Source organism: Allobosea sp. P5_A5 (genome assembly GCF_056400625.1).
Window position 1 is genome coordinate 46,900 of record NZ_JBFUKY010000001.1, and the last position, 18,327, is coordinate 65,226.

Consider the following 18,327-nt stretch of genomic DNA (forward strand, 5'->3'; position numbering starts at 1 on the left):
AGGAAACACTCCGGAGAAGGCGGGCAATAAGTCTCGCCTCTTCACCGGCAAAGGCGACCTGATGATGGCAGGCCGCGCGCGGATTTGGAAATCTTCAAGCCTTCTTCGTCCGCTTTGGTTTCGGATCGGGGCTGTTTCGGTTGCGATAGCTCGCATTGCCCAGGCCCGTTCCGATCGTCAGTACGCCCCAGTTCCGGACATCCTGCATCGTCGGCATTTCGCTAAGGCCCTGAATGACGGCGTCGTTATGCATCACGACCTCCGTGTCGTGGTCGCCGATGCTTGGTACGAGCTGTCTGACGCTCTCGACGAGGTTGAAGCGGCTGCTTTCCCAGTTCCCGGGCAGGTTCTGCGCGCCGCGCTCGATGCTACCGTCGCCGTCGATCAGGCCGGGGCAGCCGATGCCGATGAACGGCGCGACGCGCAGGCCCTCCCGCGTCGCGTTGGCGATCTGCTCCTTCAACATCTTGCCGAGGCGCTTGATAGCCTCGTCGCGGCTCGGCTCCTCATCGGCATGACGCCAGAGTTCGGATTTCCAGACCTTGGCCTTGCTCAGATCGCTCGCCTTCTTCTGACGCAGCTCGACAATGCCGGCGCGGATATTGGAGCCGCCGATATCGACGGCGACCAGGCTGTCATAGGCCTCGAACATCCATTTCGGCGCGAGATGCGCACTGCCGACCAATCCGGCCTCGTCGGGATGGTGGCTGATCGGAACCAGGTCGATCTCCCGGCCTTCGGTCCGCAGAATGATGGCCGCGCGGGCAATCGCGAGTTCGCCGATCCGGCTTTCGCGGAAACCGCCGCCGACGGCGATGCGCTCGATCTCCGCCCAGGTCTTCAGCCGCGTGAAGCGGCGGATGACGAAGGCGAGCGACTGGGCGAAATTCTCGACCGCGCTGAGCACCACCGCCGCCTGCGCCGCGCTGCCATCCTTGAGCAGGGCGTCGAGTTCCTTCTTGCTGATCGCCGCCGTCTCGCCCTGGAGCGGGTCGTCGCCCTTTTTCTTCAAATGCGTCCGCAACGCATCGAGATGCTCGAAGAAAGCGCGTCGGCTCGCCTTATCGCCGACGAAACCATCCTCGTCGCGCGTCTCGAGATTGTAGCTCGTCACCACGACGGAGGGCAGTTCGGCGGCCCCGTGCGGCCCTGCCGGATGCTTGTTCGATTTCTCGGCCGCTTCACCGCTCATTCGGACATTCCCCTGCTGCTGTCGAGACAACGCAACCCTGGAGCGACCTGCGGTGTTCCCGCTACCCCTGGCGCAGGCCGCTGCATACGAGGCAGCAGGGCGTTGCGCCCAGCGCTCTTGACGGCTTTTCGCGAGATCGCTCCAAGAGTAAGGCTGCGCCGCAGAGCGCGCTGGGGGACACTATGCTGGAATTCATCGGTCGGGCGATCGTGATCGGCGTTGGGGCGACGGTGCTGTTGGACCTGTGGGCGCAGTTCCTGCGGCTGTTTGGACTTCCGAAGCCGAACTGGGCGCCGCCGGGACGCTGGTTCGCGCATCTGCTGCGCGGACAGGTGGCGCATGAGGATATCGGCCAGGCGCCTGCGGTCGTGGGCGAAACCGCGATCGGCTGGCTGTTCCACTATCTCGTCGGCATCCTGTTCGCGGCGGTGCTGCTGGCGATCTGGGGGCTCGACTGGGCGCGCGAGCCACGCTTCCTGCCGGCGCTGATCGTCGGGCTCGCCACGGTGGGCTGCGGCTGGTTCATCCTGCAGCCGGGCATGGGAATGGGCATCGCGGCCTCGAAACGCCCGAACGCCACGCAGATCCGGGTGCTCAACATCGTCGGGCACATCGTCTTCGCGATCGGGCTTTACGGCACGGCGCTGCTGACGCGCTGAGGCTCACGCGAGAATGCGGGTCTCGTAGGCATAGAGCTCGCGGAAGCCGAGGCTGCCATAGAGGCTGTTGGCGACCGCATTGCCTTGCTCCACCTGAAGGTAGGCGCTGTGGCAGTCCATCGCCCCGGCCCAGCCCATCAGCCCTTGTACGAGGCTCCGGCCGAGCCCCATGCCGCAATGGTCGGGATCGACGCAGATCAGCCCGATCTCCGCCATGCCGCGCTCCGCCACGCCCATGCCGAAGGCGACGGGCTCGCCCTCGATCAGCCAGGTCGCGAAGGCCGCCGGAAGGCGCACCTTCTCGACGATGGCCGCGAGATTGCCGATATGCGTCTTCGCGCCCGTCTGGAGGGCCGCGACTCCGGCGAGCCACTCCGCCTCGGGCCGCGCCTCGATCTGCAATTCGGCTTCCGACGACACCGCGATGCCTTCGAGCGGGGCGATCATTCCGAAGGACGCGTCCTTGAGCTTGTAGCCGCGCGCGAGCACGGCCTCGCGGGCGGCAGGCGCCACCAGCGGGGTGAGGCGGATGCAGGGCGGCAGGCCGTCGGCGCGGTAAAGCTCCTCGATCAGGTCGAGCATGGTGTCGTCGAGGTCCGCACCATCGACCAGCGGCGTGGCGGCGTTCGCCCGCCCGGAATATCCGTTGGCGAAACGCAGGACCCAGTCGCCGACGATCAGGGTCGAGAGCGCCGGCCAGGCATTGATGATGCGCCGTTCGCATTCCAGCGCCAGCCGGCTATCCTCATTCGCGGTCGTCATCGTCATCCCCTCGAAACGCTGCGCGGCGTCGGCCGCCAGTCCGGCGCGGCCATCTCGAAGCCGGAAAAGGCAAACCCCGGCGCCACCGTACAGCCGACCAGGGTCCAGGCGCCCAGCGAGGTCGCGCTTTGCCACCAGCCGGCCTCGACCACGAATTGAGGCCGCTGGCCTGCCGCGAGGTCGGAGCCGAGATGGTGCGCCGAGGCATCGTGGCCATTGGGCGAAACGGTGATGACGAGCGGCGCGCCGGCGTAGTGGTGCCAGATTTCGGCGGCATCGACACGATGCCACTCCGAGGTTTCGCCGGTGTCGAGCAGGTAGTAGATCGCGGTGGAATGGCCGCGCCCCTCGGGACCGGCCTTGTCGCGGAAGGTTTCGCGATAATGCCCGCCTTCGGGGTGTGGCTTCAGGTCGAGCAGGCGGATCACCTCCGCCGCAGTAAGCCCTTCGAGACGATGCGGCATTGCCGGCAAGTCCCTCAGAACTTGTTCTTGGCTTCGCGCAGCGCAGCGAAGACCTGGGAAGCGGGTGCGCCGACCCGGCCGACCGCCGCCGCCAAGGCGCCTTCGCCGGCGCGGAAGAACGGATTGGTGGCCTGCTCTTCGGCTACCGTCGTCAGCGCCCAGAAGCGACCCTCCGCCTTTGCGGTCTCCGCCTCCGTGAAACGGGCCGAGACAGCCGCGTTTGACGGGTCGACCGAGTGGGCGAAGCGCGCATTGGCCAGCGTGTAATCGTGGCCGCCGACGAGGCGGATATCGCCGGGCAGCGCCATCAGGCGCGAGAGCGAGGTCCACATCGCGTCCATCTGGCCGGGCTGCACCCGGCCGCAACCCATGACGAAGACGACGTCGCCGACGAGCGCGATCTTGGCCCCAAGGCTGACATAGCTGAGATGGCCGTCGGAATGGCCGGGCGTATGCCAGATATCGAAGCTATCGCTGCCGAGCGAGACCGTATCGCCTTCGCCGATGATCCGGTCGAGCGGGGCGGCGGACTTCGCGTCCTGCGGGCCGACGACAGTGGCGCCCGTCGCCTGCTTCACCATCGCGACGCCCTGGGTGTGGTCGTGATGGGCGTGGGTGATGAAGACGTCGCTGATCGTCCAGCCCTTGGCGCGGGCCGCGGCAAGCACTTCGCCGGCATCCGGCACGTCGACGGCGGCGCAGGCGCCGGTCGCCGGATCGTGCAGCAGCGCGCCGGCATTGTCGCTGAGCGTGCGGAAGACATGAAGATCGAGCGGCATGGGAGTTCTCCGGCTGGCGGCGAAAAGCCTTCGGGGATCGTTGGCCCCTGCATGGGCCAAGCGCGCGCGGCGATCAACCCGGAGGCGCGGGCTCAGAGCATGAGGCGGCAGTATCCTGCCGCGACCGTCTCCTGCTGACCCCGCCCCTTGCCATCCTCGCATGCACCGGCCATGTCAGCGCCATGCCACTCGACGTCGTCGACCTGCGCAGTTTCTACGCCAGCCCGCTGGGGCATGTGGCGCGCCGCTTCATCGGGCGAGCGATGCTGCGGTTCTGGCCTGATTGCGCGCGCCAGCGCGTGCTCGGCCTCGGCTTCTCCACGCCCTATCTATCGGTGCTGGGCATGGAAGCAGAACGCAGCATCGCCTTCATGCCGGCGGCCCAGGGCGTGGTGAACTGGCCTTCGCCCGGGCTTTCCGCCTCGGCGCTGGTCGAGCCGACGTTGCTGCCGCTGCCGACAGCCTCGATCGACCGCGTGGTGCTGGTCCATGCGCTGGAGGAGACCGAAAGCCCCGACGATCTGCTTGAAGAGGTCTCCCGCGTTCTCAATCCGGGCGGGCGGCTCATTCTGGTCGTGCCCAATCGCGGGGGTCTCTGGGCACGGATGGACGGGACCCCGTTCGGGCAAGGCCGCCCCTTCAGCCGCCGGCAGCTGACGACGCTGCTGCGCGGCGCCGAGTTCTCGCCCGAGCACTGGGCCGAGGTGCTCTATGTTCCGCCCCTGCAGCGGCGGCTGTTGATGCGTTCGGCGGGGATTCTGGAGCAGATCGGCGCCAATCTCGCGATGCCCTTCGCCGGCGTGCACGTCATCGACGCGACGAAGCAGTTCTATCGGCGCGCGCCTCTCCGTGCGACGCGCCGCAGCTTCGCCCTGCGTCCGGTCCTGCTGCCGCAGCCGGCGCCGCGCCTTTCGGAGCCGCCGCAGACGGCGCGCGAGACGCTCCCCGCGGGCTGATGGCGCACGGGTTGACAATTTTGCCTGGTCACGACCAAGGTCCGCCGCTTTTCATGCCCGGTTTGACGACAGACCGCCGATCCGCCTGCCGTGATGGCGCGGAAGCTGAACTGGATCACGATGCGTAGCTATCTGGATTTCGAGAAACCGGTCGCCGAACTCGAGGCGAAGGCCGACGAGTTGCGGGCGCTGGAAGCGCGAGGCGACGGAATCTCGTTCTCGGAGGAGATCAGCAAGCTCGACGCTAAGGCGAACCAGTCGCTGAAGGAAATCTATGCCGCGCTGACGCCCTGGCAGAAGACGTTGGTGGCGCGCCATCCGCAGCGGCCCCATCTCAAGGATTACTGCGCGGCGCTGATCGCCGAGTTCACGCCCCTGGCGGGTGACCGAGCCTTCGGCGAGGACGAAGCGATCATCGGCGGTTTCGGTCGGTTTCGCGGCAAGCCGGTCTGCGTCATCGGTCAGGAGAAGGGCGACTCCACGGAAACCCGGATCCGGCACAATTTCGGAATGCCCAAGCCCGAGGGCTATCGCAAGGCGGTGCGTCTGGCCGAGATCGCCGGCCGTTTCGGCCTGCCTGTGCTGAGCTTCGTCGATACCGCCGGGGCCTATCCGGGCATCGACGCGGAAGAGCGCGGCCAGGCCGAGGCGATCGCGCGTTCGACGGAAGCCTGGCTCGGCCTGCCGACGCCGAGCGTGGCGCTGATCATCGGCGAGGGCGGCTCTGGCGGCGCGATCGCGATCGCAGCCGCGAGCCGGGTCCTGATGATGGAACACGCCATCTATTCGGTGATTTCGCCGGAAGGCGCGGCCTCGATTCTGTGGCGCGACACGTCGCGCGCGCAGGACGCCGCGACCGGCATGAAGATCACCGCGCAGGATCTGCTGCGATTTGGTGTCATCGACAGGATTGTGCCGGAGCCGGTCGGTGGCGCCCATCGCGACCACCAGCTGGCGTTGAACCGCGTCGGGGATACCATCGAATCAGCCCTTGCGGAGCTTGCCGATCTCGATGCGACCGGATTGATGGATAAGCGGGCTGAAAAGTTCCTGGCGATCGGGCGCCATCTTTGACCCTGTGGCCGGTGCGGCGGCGCACGGTTCTTTACCCGTCGTTCACCATGTGGCCAGACAATGGCCGGCTGTGGTAAGGGTCTCTCAAGGCTAACGCTTCTACAACCGGACGACCGGCACAATTTGGCCGTCTTGCGAAGTCACAGGTCGTCTTATCCGGCCTGCCGTTCGATGGGAATGACGACGTGGCATTCAAGCAACTCGCGATCCTGGCTTTTGTTGCGTTGACGTTGGGCGCCTGCGAGGAGCAGCGCTCTGCCGGTGCTTCCCGGCACAATATCCCGATCCCGAGCGCAACCTATGCGCTGATGTCCGAGAAGGGCATGAGCAAGGACCAGCCGGTCCTGATCCGCTCCTATAAGAAGGAGTCGGAGCTCGAGGTCTGGAAGCGCAAGGGCGATGGCCGCTACGCTCTGCTGAAGACCTATCCGATGTGCCGCTGGTCGGGTCAGCTCGGCCCGAAGACGCGCGAAGGCGACCGCATGGCGCCGGAAGGCTTCTACGCCATCACGCCGGCGCAGATGAACCCGAACTCCTCTTATTACGTCTCGTTCAACATGGGCTACCCGAATGCGTATGATCGTTCGCTCGGCCGCACCGGCGCGCTGCTGATGGTGCATGGCGCCTGCTCTTCGGCGGGCTGCTATTCGATGACGGACGACCAGATCGGCGAGATCTACGCGTTGGTGCGCGAAGCGCAGAATGGCGGCCAGCGTGCCGTGCAGATGCAGGCTCTGCCGTTCCGGATGACGCCGGAGAACCTCGCCCAGCATCGCCTCGACCCGAACATCGCCTTCTGGAAGAACCTGAAGCAGGGCACCGATTATTTCGAAGTGACGCATGACGAACCGGTGGTCTCGGTCTCGGGCAGCCGCTACGTCTTCAATGGCGGCAGCGAGCCTGCCGATGTCGCGCAGAAGGACCGTCAGGATACGTCCCGCGTTGCGGCGCTGGTGGCCAAGGGCACGCCCGCCATCCGGCTGGTCTATGACGATGGCGACCAGCACCCGTCCTTCAAGCAGGCCTTGACGGCCGGCGGCTCGGACGCCCTGAACCGCAAGGCGTCCTGGGCTTCGCGGGATGTCGGCATCAGCCGCGAGGATGCGCTGGCATCCGGTCCGCGCGTGGTCATTCTCGACGACAAGGGCCGGACGAAGGCGACCGTCCGCGCCACTTCGGCCGATGACAGCGCGATCCTGGCCGCTGTCTCGGCCGCGCCGGCGGAGGATGTCGTGAAGCCGGAGCCAGCCAGAGCCGACCTGACCAAGCCTGACCCTGTCAAAGCCGAAACTGCCAAGCCTGCGACGAAGCCCGTGTTGTCGTCGGCCACGGCGCAGCTTGCGCGTGTGCAGCCCGGCAATGCGGAGCCGGGCCCCGCTTTGGCCAGCGCCACCCCCGCGCCGGCAACCGACAAGACGCTGATGCAGCGGACGCTTGGGTTCGTTCCCTTCTTCGGAGGTTCGGCTCCCGACACGGCGCAGACCGCGCCGGTGGCGGATGTCGCGGTCGAGGTTCCGGCTGCCACGGGCAGTGTTCGTACGACCTTGCCGCCCCGCCGGGCGAACAGCCTCAAGACCAGCAGCCTCGACGGGTCGCCGGCGGCTTACGCCAGCCAGTCGGGCGCAATCCGCTGAGACGCAATTTCCTGCAGTCTGACGTGCTAAAATAGCAACATCGCGGCGAACTTTTCGTGTTGCTCACTGCTTAGGCGCAAAAGCCCCCGGCTTCGGGGGCTTTTGCTTATTTGGCATGCAGCCTGCCAAAAAGCTCGTCTTGCCCAAATTCCCCCTTCGCCTGCTTGATCATGGCGAAAGCGTGACGGCGCAAAGGGGTCGGGCAGATGGGTTTAGGTAGTCTTCGTTCCACCATGGCGGCACTTGCGCTGTCGGTAATCTGCGTCGGTGCACAGGCCGCCGACCTGCCCAGCAGGAAGGACGCGCCGCCGGTTCCCGTCGCTCCGTCATTCACCTGGTTCGACGTTGCGGTCAGCGTCAAAGGCGTGACCGACTACAACTTCCGCGGCATTTCGCAGACCGACCGCAAGCCGGCGATCCAGGCCAGCGCCGAGCTGCAGATCTATAACAACCTGTTCTATATCGGCGTCGCCGGCTCCAACGTCGACCTCGTGACCAAGCCCAACGCCGAGGTCGACTTCTATGGCGGCATCCGGCCGAAATTCGGCGACGTCGCCTTCGATTTCGGCGTCTGGCAGTATTACTATCCGCGCGAGAAGCAGTTCATCTTCCCGGTCGGCACCTATTGGACGCCGAAGAATACCGACTTCACCGAAGTCTACGGCAAGGTGTCCTACACCTATGCCGAAGCGCTGACGGTCGGCGCCAACGTCTTCTACGCCTGGGATTGGCTCGGCACCGGCGCGACCGGCACTTATGCCTCGGTCACGGCCAAATACGCCCTGCCTTTCCTGGAAGGTCTCTCGGTCTCGGGCGAGTTCGGCCATTACTGGCTCGGCCGCACCAATCTCGCGATCTGGTCGACCAATCCGCCGACCAATCTGCCTGATTACTATTACTGGAACGCCGGCGTCTCCTACACCTGGAAGAACCTGACCGCCGATGTCCGCTATCACGACACCAATCTGTCGAAGCGCGAATGCTTCGCCAACACCTCCGACCCGCGCGGCATCCTGAACGGCTCCGGTACTTCGAAATGGTGCGGTCCGGCTGTCATCGGCACGCTGTCCTTCGACATCACGGCGAGCAGCATCGGTATCTTCGCTCCGAAATAGCCTAGGCTGATCGAGCGTTTGACCGCTCGAGACAACGCAAAAAGGCCGCCTTCGGGCGGCCTTTTTCGTGGGGGCTTCGCGTCAGTTTCGGATCAGAGCCAGCCCATCAGCTCGCGTTGAACCACCGCGGTCAGCGCATCGACGCCCTCCTCGGACGCGTTCAGGCAAGGCAGATAGGCGAATGTTTCGCCGCCATTGTGCAGGAAGATTTCGCGGTTCTCGCCGTCGAGTTCCTCCAGCGTCTCCAGGCAGTCGGAGGAGAAGCCCGGCGCAACGATCGCCATCGACTTCTTGCCGGCCTGGGCCAGCGCCTTCACCGTCTCGTCGGTGTAGGGCTGCAGCCACTCGTCGGGGCCGAAGCGCGACTGGAAGGTGAGCCGGAAGCGCTCGGTCGAGAAGCCCAGCTCCTCGCGCAGCAGGCGCCAGGTCTTGGCGCATTGGCAGTAATAGGGATCGCCCTTGAGGAGATATTCCTTCGGCATGCCGTGGAAGGAGCAGAGGATCACCTCCGGGTCGAAATCGAGCTTGGCCAGCGAGGCGCGCATAGAGCGTGCCAGCGCGCCGATATAGGCGGGGTCCTCGTAATAGGGCGGAGCCACGCGGACGGCCGGCTGCCAGCGCATCTCCATCAGCGCGCGAAAGGCCTGGTCGCAGGCGGTGGCTGAGGTCGCGGCGGCATATTGCGGATAGAGCGGCACCAGCAGGATGCGATCGCAGCCCTGCTCCAGCAGCGCCTTGATCCGGCTTTTGGTATCCGGAAAACCGTAGCGCATCGCCCAGTCGAAGACGACGCGGTCGCCCGCAAGCGACTTCAGGCGCTCGGCCACGCCTTCGGTCTGCGCCCGCGTGATCGTCTTGAGCGGCCCCTCATTGCGCTCGTTGTTCCAGATCGTCGCGTAGTCCTTGCCCTTCCGGCTGGGCCTGACCGACAGGATGATCAGATTGAGGATCGGCCACCATTTCCAGCGCGGCTCCTCGATCACGCGCTCATCCGACAGGAATTCCTTCAGATAGGCGCGCATCGGCCAATAGGTCGTGCCCTCCGGCGTGCCGAGGTTCATCAGTAGGACGCCGATGCGACCGCTGCGGATTTTCGGATGGTCCGGCGGCATCGGTGCCGTCTGGCCGAGCATGGCGATGTCTGGGGTCATGAACGCGGGCTCTCCTCGTTCGCTGATTTAGACGAGTTCGCGCTTTCGTCCAGCTTCAACAGCGTTCCAACAGCCGGGTGCGACATCGGCAGCGGATGCGCGACGGCGCTGGTCTTGCGGGCTCGAACCTTGCTAGTCTGGATCGGTTCTCAAGATCGGGGCGTCCGTCATGACCAAGCTCACCCGCCGCAAGGCTTTTGGCGTTCTGGCTGCGCCGGCGACACTGGCCGCGACCGCGCCTGTCGCGCAGGCGCAGCAGCCTGCCCCGACCTTTACGCTGCTGCTGGTCAACGACATCTACAAGATGAGCGATGACAAGGGTCGGGGCGGTTTTGCGCGCGCGGCCGGCATCGCCAAGGCGGAGCGCGCCCGGGGCGTGCCGTTGCTGTTCTGCCATGCCGGAGATTGCTATTCGCCTTCGCTGATGTCGGGCTTCGACCAGGGCGCGCATATCGTCGCGATGCAGAACAAGATGGGGCTCGACGTGTTCGTGCCCGGCAATCACGAATTCGACTTCGGCAAGGAGAATTATCTCAAGCTCGTCGCCGCGCAGACCTATCCGACCTTTGCCGCCAATCTGCGCGATGCCAAGGGCGAGAAGCTGCCGGGTCACGAGGATAGCCGGATCTTCGAGCTTGGCGGCATCAAGGTCGGTGTCGTCGGTACGGCCTATGACCCGACGCCGCAGATTTCGCATCCCGGCGACCTGAAATTCTCCTCTACGATGGAAGCGCTGCGGCGTGAGGCCAAGGCGCTGAAGGAGCAGGGCGCCGATATCCTCGTCGCCGTCGTCCATGCCGACCGGCCGATGGATTACGAGATCGTGCGCTCGCGCGTCGTCGACATCGTGCTTAGCGGCCACGACCACGACCTTGCCATCGCCTATGACGGCAAGGTGGTGATGGTGGAGTCCAATGAGGAGGGCAATTACGTCACCGCGATCGACATCGCCGTCTCGGTGAAGGGCGAGGGCGCAGCGCGGCAGGTCGCCTGGACGCCGACGTTCCGCGTCAATGATTCCCGCTCGGCGACGCCGGACCCCGAGGTCGCGGCGATCGTGAAGGGCTATGAGTCGGAGCTTTCGAAGGAACTCGACGTCGATGTCGCCAAGCTCGCCGCTCCGCTCGATTCCCGCACCGGCGTCATCCGCACGCAGGAGACCGCGATCGGCAATCTGATCGCCGACGCCATCCGCGATGCGACCGGCGCTCAACTCGCGATCAGCAATGCCGGCGGCATCCGCGCCAACAAGCAATATCCGGCGGGTTACAGCCTGACGCGGCGCGATGTTCTCAGCGAACTGCCTTTCGGCAATGCCACCTCGATGGTCGAGATAACCGGCAAGGATGTGAAGGACGCGCTGGAGAACGGACTTTCGCCGGCGCCGCAAGGCTCAGGCAAGTTCCCGGTCGTCTCGGGCTTAAGCTTCGTCGCCGACGTGAAGCAGCCGCCGGGCTCGCGCGTCACCGCCATCACCGTCGATGGCAAACCGATCGACCCCGCCGGCCGCTACACCGTCGCGACCAACAACTTCATGCTGGAAGGCGGCGACGGCTACACTGCGCTCGGCCGCGGCAAGACCTTGATCGGCGTCACCGACGGCAAGCTGATGGCCAATGAGGTGATGGTCTATCTGCGCAGGCTGGGTACGATCGATGCCAAGGTCGAGGGGCGGGCGGTCCTGAAGTGAGCTGCGTCGCGGCGCTTGTCGATTTTCTGGCGAGCGATGAATCGAGGGGCTGGCGTAGCCTGCCGGCTTTCGCGCCCGGAGCCGCCGCCATGCGGGCCTGCGCCGCCGTCGATACCGAACGACTTGCCGGCTATGTCGTGGCGCCGTCGCCTGAGCGCGTCTTCGCGGCGCTGGCGCTGACGCCGCTGGACAAGGTCCGGGCGGTCATTCTGGGGCAGGATCCGTATCCTACGCCGGGCCATGCCAATGGTCTGGCTTTTTCCTATGTCGGGCCAACGCCTCTGCCGCGCTCTCTGGTCAACATTTATAGGGAGCGGGCCGAGGATATCGGCGGATTGGCCCCCCTCGACGGCGACCTGACCCGCTGGGCCGAACAAGGCGTGCTGCTGCTCAACACGGCGCTGACGGTGCGCGAAGGCGCGAGCAAGGCCGGTTCGCATCTGGCTATCGGCTGGCGCGAGGTCACGGACGAGATCATCTCGGAGGTGTCGCGGCGGCGGCCGCATGTGGTGTTTCTGTTGTGGGGCGCTCCAGCTCAGGCGAAGCGGGCGCTGATTGAAGAGGCGAAGCATCTGGTCATCGCCAGCGCGCATCCCTCGCCCTTGTCGGCGCGACGGGGGTTCTTCGGGTCGAAGCCATTCAGCCGGGCGAATAAATGGTTGGAAGAGCAAGGCGAAACGGCGGTTGCGTGGTGAATGAGGCGCGAGGAACCCTCTCCCGTAGGGAGAGGGCAGGGTGAGGGGTCGGCCATTGGACGTTGTAGCCGCGACCTGACCACTGCCGCGGTAAGGTGGTCGCCCTACCGGTCAAACAACCTACACCTCACCCCTGCCCTTCGCCTTACAGGAGAGGGGTTCCCCGTGCCTCTTCCGTCATAAGATGCTCGGGTCTGGCCCGAGCATGACGCGCTTTGAATTCACCCCACCGGCCTCTCGTCGGCGATGACCTTGCCGTCGTTGGGCAGGGCGCCCAGCGGCAGCATCTCGACCCGGCCCTTGAGCTTGGTCACCTGCTGGAGCGTCGACGACACCGCGTCGATCAGGCCGGCCGGCTCGGCATGGACCTCGGCCCTGAGCGTCATCGTGTCGGTCTCATCGGCTCGTGCGACGACAAGGCGAAGTTTCGCGATTTCGGCATGGCGTTTGGCGATCTCGGCGACCTGCTCGGGGCGCACGAACATCCCCTTGATCTTGGCGGTCTGGTCGGCGCGGCCGAGCCAACCCTTAATGCGTGTGTTGGTGCGCCCGCAGGCGCTGACGCCCGGCAGGACAGCGGTGAGGTCTCCGACCGCCAGCCGGATCTGCGGATGGTGTGGATCGAGATTGGTCACGACGACTTCGCCGACCTCGCCCTCGGGCACGGGATCGCCTGTGCCGGGGCGGACGATTTCGACGATCAGGTTCTCGTTCAGCACCATGCCCTCGCGGGCCGAGGTCTCGTAGGCAATGACGCCGAGATCGGCGGTGGCATAGAGCTGATAGGCATCGATACCGCGTTCCTTGACCCAGGCTTGCAGCGAGGGCGGGAAGGCAGCACCGGACACCACCGCGCGCTTGATCGAGGAGATATCGACGCCGCGCATTTCGGCCGCCTCGATCAGAATTTTGAGGAAGTCCGGCGTGCCGGCATAGGCGGTGGGCTTGTAGGCCGCGATCACCTCCATCTGCTGCTCGGTATTGCCGGGGCCTGCCGGGATCACGGCACAGCCGAGCGCGCGGGCGGCGGAATCCATGATGAAGCCGCCTGGCGTCAGGTGGTAGCTCAAGGTGTTGAGTACGATGTCGCCGGGCCGGAATCCGGCTGCATAAAGGCCGCGCGCGGCGCCCCAGGCATCGGTCGCGGTGCCCTCCGGCTCGAAGATCGGCCCTGGCGAGGTGAAAAGGCGGCCGAAGGAGCCGGGCGCTCCAGGGACGAACCCGCCAAAGGGGAGGGCTGCCTTTTGCAGCGCCGGAAGATCGGCCTTGCGCAGGATCGGTAGCTTTGCGAGCGCCGCGCGGTCGGTGACGGTTTTGGCGTCGATGCCGGCAAGATGCGCGGCATAAGCGGGCGCCAGCATCGCGGCCTCGATCACGGCAGGCAGCCGTGCAAACAAATCCGCCTCGCGCTCGGCAGGCGAGCGGGTTTCGAGCGGGTCGTGATGCTCGGTCATGGCGGGGTCTCGTCGATAAAGGAAACAGCCCTCATCCTGAGGAGCGCCGCAGGCGCGTCTCGAAGGATGTTCCAGATGGTTTCGGAGCTTCCTGAAGCATCCTTCGAGACGCAGCCTGTCGGCTGCTCCTCAGGATGAGGGCTCAAAACAGGGGATAGGTTCACGACAGCCATCTCTTCCGGCGCTTGTAGCTCTTGACCTCGCGGAAGGACTTCTTGTTGCCCTCGGCCACGCCGAGGTAGAATTCCTTCACGTCCTCGTTCTCGCGGAGCATAGCGGCCTCGCCGTCCATGACGACGCGGCCGGTTTCCATGATGTAGCCATAGGTTGCGTAGCGCAGGGCCATGTTGGTGTTCTGCTCGGCGACGAGGAAGGAGACGTCATCCTCGGCGTTGAGGCGCCGGACGATCTCGAAGATTTCCTCGACGATCTGCGGGGCCAGCCCCATCGAGGGCTCGTCGAGCAGGATCATCTTGGGCTTCGACATCATCGCCCGGCCGACGGCGCACATCTGCTGCTCGCCACCGGAGGTGTAGCCGGCCTGCGAGGTGCGGCGCTGCTTCAGCCGCGGAAAGAGCTCGTAGATTTTTTCGAGATCGCGCTTGATCGCGGCATTGCCGTCGCGGCGGGTGAAGGCCCCGGTCAGCAGGTTTTCCTCGATCGAGAGATGGCCGAAGCAGTGGCGGCCTTCCATCACCTGGATGCAGCCACGCCTGACCAACTCGTTGGGCGACATCTTGTCGACGCGCTCCCCGTCGAAGACGATCGAACCCTTGGTGACCTCGCCGCGCTCGGCTTTGAGCAAATTGGAGATCGCCTTCAAAGTCGTGGTCTTGCCGGCGCCGTTGGCGCCGAGGATCGCGACGATGCCCTTGCGTGGCACGGTGAGCGAGACGCCCTTCAGAACAAGCACGACGTGATCGTAGATCACCTCGATGTTGTTGAGAGCGAGGATGGTGTCGCTCGTCGCTGTCGTTGCGGGCTTTTCGAGTGTGGCGGTGGACATTGCGGATCCTTGTTCCCCGAGGAGGGCGGCCCGGCCAAGCCGGGCCGCCCGTCACATTAGGACGACTTCTCGCAGGGCTCGGTGCGCTTGGGCCAGTTGCCGGCCTTTTCGGTGTATTCCTTGGCACTGCTTTCGATCAGCGGCCGGACTTCATCCTTCATCGGCTCGATCCAGTCGCCGCCCTTGGTCCATTTCGTGCCGTCCCAGCGCGCGATGAACATCTTGCTGTGGCCGGAATGGTCGGTGCAGGAGATCGCGGTCGGCGTCACGAACCCGCCGAGCCCGATCTCCTTCAGGCGCGCATCGGTCAGGTTCAGCGATTCCAGCCCGCGGCGCATATCTTGCGCGTCGATGACCTTCTTGCCGGTGAGCTTCTGGGCGTTGCGCACGCCCTCGACGACCAGCATCGCGTTGTAGACGCCGCGGTTGTAGAGGGCCTCGCCGACCTTTTCCTTCGGGGTCGTGCTCTTGCCCTTGTCGACCACGTATTTGACGATGTCCTGCATCGCCGGGGCGTCGGTGCCCGACATCGTCCAGCTCAGGGAAGAATAGCCCTTGGCCTGCTCGCCGCCGGCTCGCGCATCGTCGTCGCCGCCGGCCCACCACACGCCGACGAACTTGTTCATCGGGAAGTTGTTCTTCGCGGCTTCCTTGACCGCGGTCGGGTTCATTGCGCCCCAGCCCTGGTTGTAGAGGTAGTCGGGCCGGTCACGCCGGATCTGGAGCCAAAGCGAGCCCTGGTTCTGCATGTCGGCGGCCGCGACCGGGTAGAGCTTGAGCTCGAAGCCGTATTTCTTGGCGAGGCTCTCCAGGACCGGCACCGGCTCCTTGCCGAAGGGAGCGTCGAGATGGATGAGGCCGAGCTTCTTGCCCTTGAGCTTGTCGAGACCGCCGAGTTCGGCCGCCATATGCTTCACCATGATGGAAGCGCCGTCCCAATAGGTGAAAGGCGGAATGAAGACCCAAGGGAAGGCGGTGCCGTCGGCGGAGGCCGAAAGCCCGTAGGCCATCGACAGGATCGGGATCTTGTCGACATGGGCGCGTGGAATCGCGGCCAGCGTCGCGCCGGTCGACCAGGGCGAGTAGACGATGGTGTTCTTCGACTTCGCCTGCTCGTAGCACTCGATCGACTTCTTGGTGTCGTAGCCGGTCTCGCATTCCTCATAGATGACCTTGACGCCGTTCACGCCGCCGTCGCGCTCGTTGATCATCGTGATGTAGTCGCGCATGCCGTCGCCGATCGGGATACCGGAGCCCGAGAACGGCCCGGTGCGATAGGCGTTGTTGGCGAAATAGACGCTGTCCTGCGCCATGGCCGGAACCATCGCGGCGGAGGACAGCAGGGCCGCCAAGGCAGTGCCCTTCATCAAGGTGCTCGTCTTCATCATGACCCTCCGTTGTTTCTTGCCGTCGTTTCCTCGCCGTGCTGCTCATGCCGCTGCGGCTTCGTTTTCGCCGGCGCTTCAACGTCGCCGGTCGTTCTACAGCCCGTCCCGATCAGTACGGGAAAGGCCAGGTCCGTAGTTTCTGCTTGCCGATCTGCCAAAGCCTGGCGAGGCCATGCGGTTCGGCAATCAGGAAGATGATGATCAGCGCGCCGACCAGCATGAAGGTGACGTGCTCGGCGGTGGCGCCGCCGATCGGGACGCCGAGCGCCGGCAGGCCGAATTTCAGCGCGGTCGGCAGAATGGAGAGGAAGGCGGCGCCCATGAAGGAGCCGATCAGCGAGCCCAGGCCCCCGATGATGACCATGAAGAGGATGTTGAAGGAGAGGCGGATCGAGAACACGTCCGCAGCCTCGCCGCCGCCATACCAGAGGAAGATCATCATCGCGCCGGCGACCCCGGCGAAATAGGACGACACGGCAAAGGCCATCAGCTTGGCATTGAGTAGCTTGATGCCCATCAGCTCGGCGGCGATATCCATGTCGCGTACCGCCATCCAGGAGCGGCCGAGCTTGCCGTGGACCAAGTTCGAGGCAAACCAGGTCAGCATCACGACGAGACCGAGACAGACGAAATAGCGCGTCTCCGGAGTGGCCGAGGCCCCGGTCAGCGGAATGTCGAACAGCGTGCGCTGCGGCACCTCGATCGAGCCCGAGGCGTTGTAGTTGAACAGCCAGGGCACGCGCACGAAGCACCATTGCAGGAAGAACTGCGCGGCCAGCGTCGCGACGGCGAGATAGAAGCCCTTGATCCGCAGCGAGGGCAGGCCGAAGAGCACGCCGATCCCCGCTGAGAAGAAGCCGGAGACGAGGATCAGCACGATGATGTTCACGCCGGGAAACAGCGTCGTCAGCTTGTAGGCCGCATAGGCGCCGACCCCCATGAAGGCGGCGGTGCCGAGCGAGATCAGCCCGGTATAGCCGGTGAGGATGTTCAGCCCGATCGCCGCCAGCGAGAAGATCAGGAAGGGGATCATCACCGAAGCGATGAAGAAGTCGCTGCCGAAGAACGGGATCGCGACGAGCGCGATGGCGATGATGACGCCGAGGCCGATCCGGTCCTCCCGCAGCGGGAAGACGCCCATATCGGCGGCGTAGGTCGATTTGTACTGGCCGGCCTCGCGGTAAAGCATGTCTCCGGCTCCTCAGATTCGCTCGATGATCTTGTCGCCGAACAGGCCCTGCGGCCGGAACAGCAGGAAGGCGAGCGCGATGAAATAGGCCAGCCAGCTCTCGATGCCGCCGCCGACCAGCGGCCCCCAGTAAAACTCGCCGAGCTTCTCGCCGATGCCGATGATCAGCCCGCCGACGATGGCGCCCGGGATCGAGGTGAACCCGCCGAGGATCAGCACCGGCAGCGCCTTCAGCGCCACGATTTCCAGTGCGAAGGAGACGTCGGAGCGCGCGCCCCACATGATGCCGGTGATCAGCGCGACGATGCCGGCGGTGAACCAGACGATGACCCAGATCTGGTTCAGCGAAATGCCGACCGAAAGCGCCGCCTTGTGGCTGTCGGCGACCGCCCGCAAGGCGCGGCCGATGCGGGTGTACTGGAAGAACAGCGCCAGCAGCAGGATCATCAGCGAGGCGATGAGGGCGGCCGCGATGTCGATCTTCTGCAGCGTCACCAGCCCGCCGAGTATTTGCAAGTCGATCGCGCCGCGCGGCAGCCAGAGCTGGTCGGCGATCATCTGCTTGGGATTGCCGCCGAACAGCGCCTCGCCGAAGCCGATCAAGAAATAGGTGATCCCGAAGGTCGCCATGAACAGGATGATGTCGGGCTGGTTGACCAGCGGCCGCAACACGACGCGCTCGATGGTGACGGCCAGCGCGAACATGACGCCGAGCGTGATGATGACGGCGAGGAAGGCCGGCACGCCCTTTTCATAAAGCCCGACCAGCGTCAGCGCGGCGAACACCACCATGATGCCCTGGGCGAAGTTGAACACGCCCGAGGCCTTGAAGATCAGCACGAAGCCGAGCGCGATCAGGGCGTAGAGCACTCCGGACACCAAGCCTTCCCAGACGGTCTGCGCCAGCAGGTCCGGCGCCTGCGCCATCTGCTGAAAGGGGTCGACGAAGATGGCGTAGAGCGTGTTGGTCGGGTCGAGTTTGATGCCGATGGCAATCGCCGCGACGATGGCGACGAGGATCAGGCCGAACTTGACGAGCGGGCTGGCGAAAAGGTTCGGCGCGGGGCGGGTGGCGACGTCGCTCATGATCGATCTCTCCCCCGGCCGGCTGTCCTATAG

The 18,327-nt window shown here is 65.2% G+C and carries 17 protein-coding genes; 7 read left to right on the forward strand and 10 right to left on the reverse strand.

The genetic code is table 11. The features are described from left to right. Positions 1 to 94: 94 nt before the first annotated feature. Positions 95 to 1,192, reverse strand: a complete 1,098-nt coding sequence (locus AC1DR6_RS00245) for an ROK family protein (protein ID WP_476827173.1) — start codon at positions 1,190 to 1,192, stop codon at positions 95 to 97. A 182-nt stretch (positions 1,193 to 1,374) separates the two neighbouring features. On the opposite strand from AC1DR6_RS00245, the gene AC1DR6_RS00250 reads away from it, so the two are divergent. Beyond that, a complete protein-coding gene (locus AC1DR6_RS00250) occupies positions 1,375 to 1,851 on the forward strand; it encodes a DUF2938 domain-containing protein (protein ID WP_476827174.1) in 477 nt (158 codons plus the stop codon). 3 nt (positions 1,852 to 1,854) lie between these two features. Here AC1DR6_RS00250 and AC1DR6_RS00255 read toward each other — a convergent pair whose 3' ends face one another. Genes AC1DR6_RS00255 through gloB form a run of 3 tightly spaced genes read right to left on the reverse strand, consistent with a single transcriptional unit; the run spans position 1,855 to position 3,856 of the window. Beyond that, positions 1,855 to 2,613, reverse strand: a complete 759-nt coding sequence (locus AC1DR6_RS00255; RefSeq protein ID WP_476827175.1) for a GNAT family N-acetyltransferase — start codon at positions 2,611 to 2,613, stop codon at positions 1,855 to 1,857. Positions 2,614 to 2,615: 2 nt separating this feature from the next. Then, positions 2,616 to 3,077, reverse strand: coding sequence for a cupin domain-containing protein (locus AC1DR6_RS00260; protein ID WP_476827176.1), 462 nt, complete (start codon positions 3,075 to 3,077; stop codon positions 2,616 to 2,618). Between the two features lie 14 nt (positions 3,078 to 3,091). Continuing rightward, positions 3,092 to 3,856: a hydroxyacylglutathione hydrolase gene (gene gloB / locus AC1DR6_RS00265; protein ID WP_476827177.1), complete on the reverse strand. Its 765-nt coding sequence runs from the start codon at positions 3,854 to 3,856 to the stop codon at positions 3,092 to 3,094. A gap of 182 nt (positions 3,857 to 4,038) precedes the next feature. On the opposite strand from gloB, the gene AC1DR6_RS00270 reads away from it, so the two are divergent. From AC1DR6_RS00270 to AC1DR6_RS00285, 4 genes are all read left to right on the forward strand, one after another. Further along, on the forward strand, positions 4,039 to 4,812 hold the full coding sequence (locus AC1DR6_RS00270) for a class I SAM-dependent methyltransferase (protein WP_476827178.1): 774 nt from the start codon (positions 4,039 to 4,041) through the stop codon (positions 4,810 to 4,812). 120 nt (positions 4,813 to 4,932) lie between these two features. Next, complete coding sequence (locus AC1DR6_RS00275) at positions 4,933 to 5,886, forward strand: acetyl-CoA carboxylase carboxyltransferase subunit alpha (RefSeq protein ID WP_476827777.1); 954 nt, start codon at positions 4,933 to 4,935, stop codon at positions 5,884 to 5,886. Positions 5,887 to 6,071: 185 nt separating this feature from the next. Next, the gene (locus tag AC1DR6_RS00280) at positions 6,072 to 7,520 is read left to right on the forward strand and encodes a L,D-transpeptidase family protein (protein ID WP_476827179.1); all 1,449 of its coding nucleotides are present in this window, start codon (positions 6,072 to 6,074) and stop codon (positions 7,518 to 7,520) included. Positions 7,521 to 7,726: 206 nt separating this feature from the next. Next, positions 7,727 to 8,635, forward strand: a complete 909-nt coding sequence (locus AC1DR6_RS00285; RefSeq protein WP_476827180.1) for a TorF family putative porin — start codon at positions 7,727 to 7,729, stop codon at positions 8,633 to 8,635. 92 nt (positions 8,636 to 8,727) lie between these two features. On the opposite strand, the gene hemH is transcribed toward AC1DR6_RS00285, so the two are convergent. Continuing rightward, positions 8,728 to 9,813, reverse strand: a complete 1,086-nt coding sequence (gene hemH / locus AC1DR6_RS00290) for a ferrochelatase (RefSeq protein ID WP_476827778.1) — start codon at positions 9,811 to 9,813, stop codon at positions 8,728 to 8,730. 142 nt (positions 9,814 to 9,955) lie between these two features. On the opposite strand from hemH, the gene AC1DR6_RS00295 reads away from it, so the two are divergent. Both AC1DR6_RS00295 and ung read left to right on the forward strand, forming a co-directional pair. Continuing rightward, positions 9,956 to 11,476, forward strand: a complete 1,521-nt coding sequence (locus tag AC1DR6_RS00295; protein WP_476827181.1) for a bifunctional metallophosphatase/5'-nucleotidase — start codon at positions 9,956 to 9,958, stop codon at positions 11,474 to 11,476. Continuing rightward, entirely contained in the window at positions 11,473 to 12,171 is a 699-nt protein-coding gene (ung, locus tag AC1DR6_RS00300) for a uracil-DNA glycosylase (protein ID WP_476827182.1), read from the forward strand. Before AC1DR6_RS00295 ends, ung begins: the two co-directional genes overlap by 4 nt. A 221-nt stretch (positions 12,172 to 12,392) precedes the next feature. Here ung and AC1DR6_RS00305 read toward each other — a convergent pair whose 3' ends face one another. From AC1DR6_RS00305 to AC1DR6_RS00325, 5 genes are all read right to left on the reverse strand, one after another. After that, positions 12,393 to 13,625: a phenylacetate--CoA ligase family protein gene (locus AC1DR6_RS00305; protein WP_476827183.1), complete on the reverse strand. Its 1,233-nt coding sequence runs from the start codon at positions 13,623 to 13,625 to the stop codon at positions 12,393 to 12,395. Between the two features lie 160 nt (positions 13,626 to 13,785). Continuing rightward, a complete protein-coding gene (locus tag AC1DR6_RS00310) occupies positions 13,786 to 14,631 on the reverse strand; it encodes an ABC transporter ATP-binding protein (RefSeq protein ID WP_476827184.1) in 846 nt (281 codons plus the stop codon). 56 nt (positions 14,632 to 14,687) lie between these two features. Beyond that, positions 14,688 to 16,016, reverse strand: coding sequence for an ABC transporter substrate-binding protein (locus AC1DR6_RS00315; RefSeq protein ID WP_476827185.1), 1,329 nt, complete (start codon positions 16,014 to 16,016; stop codon positions 14,688 to 14,690). A 112-nt stretch (positions 16,017 to 16,128) separates the two neighbouring features. After that, positions 16,129 to 17,208, reverse strand: a complete 1,080-nt coding sequence (locus AC1DR6_RS00320) for a branched-chain amino acid ABC transporter permease (protein WP_476827186.1) — start codon at positions 17,206 to 17,208, stop codon at positions 16,129 to 16,131. Positions 17,209 to 17,220: 12 nt separating this feature from the next. Beyond that, on the reverse strand, positions 17,221 to 18,135 hold the full coding sequence (locus tag AC1DR6_RS00325) for a branched-chain amino acid ABC transporter permease (protein WP_476827779.1): 915 nt from the start codon (positions 18,133 to 18,135) through the stop codon (positions 17,221 to 17,223). Between the last annotated feature and the right edge of the window lie 192 nt (positions 18,136 to 18,327).

Excerpts from the sequence above, each read along its gene's own strand:
- AC1DR6_RS00275 (WP_476827777.1), top strand. The coding sequence starts at position 4,933 with ATGCGTAGCTATCTGGATTTCGAGAAACCGGTCGCCGAACTCGAGGCG.
- AC1DR6_RS00285 (WP_476827180.1), top strand. The coding sequence starts at position 7,727 with ATGGGTTTAGGTAGTCTTCGTTCCACCATGGCGGCACTTGCGCTGTCG.
- AC1DR6_RS00260 (WP_476827176.1), bottom strand. The coding sequence starts at position 3,077 with ATGCCGCATCGTCTCGAAGGGCTTACTGCGGCGGAGGTGATCCGCCTG.
- AC1DR6_RS00295 (WP_476827181.1), top strand. The coding sequence starts at position 9,956 with ATGACCAAGCTCACCCGCCGCAAGGCTTTTGGCGTTCTGGCTGCGCCG.
- AC1DR6_RS00320 (WP_476827186.1), bottom strand. The coding sequence starts at position 17,208 with ATGCTTTACCGCGAGGCCGGCCAGTACAAATCGACCTACGCCGCCGAT.
- AC1DR6_RS00325 (WP_476827779.1), bottom strand. The coding sequence starts at position 18,135 with ATGGCGCAGGCGCCGGACCTGCTGGCGCAGACCGTCTGGGAAGGCTTG.
- AC1DR6_RS00305 (WP_476827183.1), bottom strand. The coding sequence starts at position 13,625 with ATGACCGAGCATCACGACCCGCTCGAAACCCGCTCGCCTGCCGAGCGC.
- AC1DR6_RS00310 (WP_476827184.1), bottom strand. The coding sequence starts at position 14,631 with ATGTCCACCGCCACACTCGAAAAGCCCGCAACGACAGCGACGAGCGAC.
- AC1DR6_RS00255 (WP_476827175.1), bottom strand. The coding sequence starts at position 2,613 with ATGACGACCGCGAATGAGGATAGCCGGCTGGCGCTGGAATGCGAACGG.
- AC1DR6_RS00315 (WP_476827185.1), bottom strand. The coding sequence starts at position 16,016 with ATGAAGACGAGCACCTTGATGAAGGGCACTGCCTTGGCGGCCCTGCTG.
- AC1DR6_RS00245 (WP_476827173.1), bottom strand. The coding sequence starts at position 1,192 with ATGAGCGGTGAAGCGGCCGAGAAATCGAACAAGCATCCGGCAGGGCCG.
- gloB (WP_476827177.1), bottom strand. The coding sequence starts at position 3,856 with ATGCCGCTCGATCTTCATGTCTTCCGCACGCTCAGCGACAATGCCGGC.
- AC1DR6_RS00270 (WP_476827178.1), top strand. The coding sequence starts at position 4,039 with ATGCCACTCGACGTCGTCGACCTGCGCAGTTTCTACGCCAGCCCGCTG.
- AC1DR6_RS00250 (WP_476827174.1), top strand. The coding sequence starts at position 1,375 with ATGCTGGAATTCATCGGTCGGGCGATCGTGATCGGCGTTGGGGCGACG.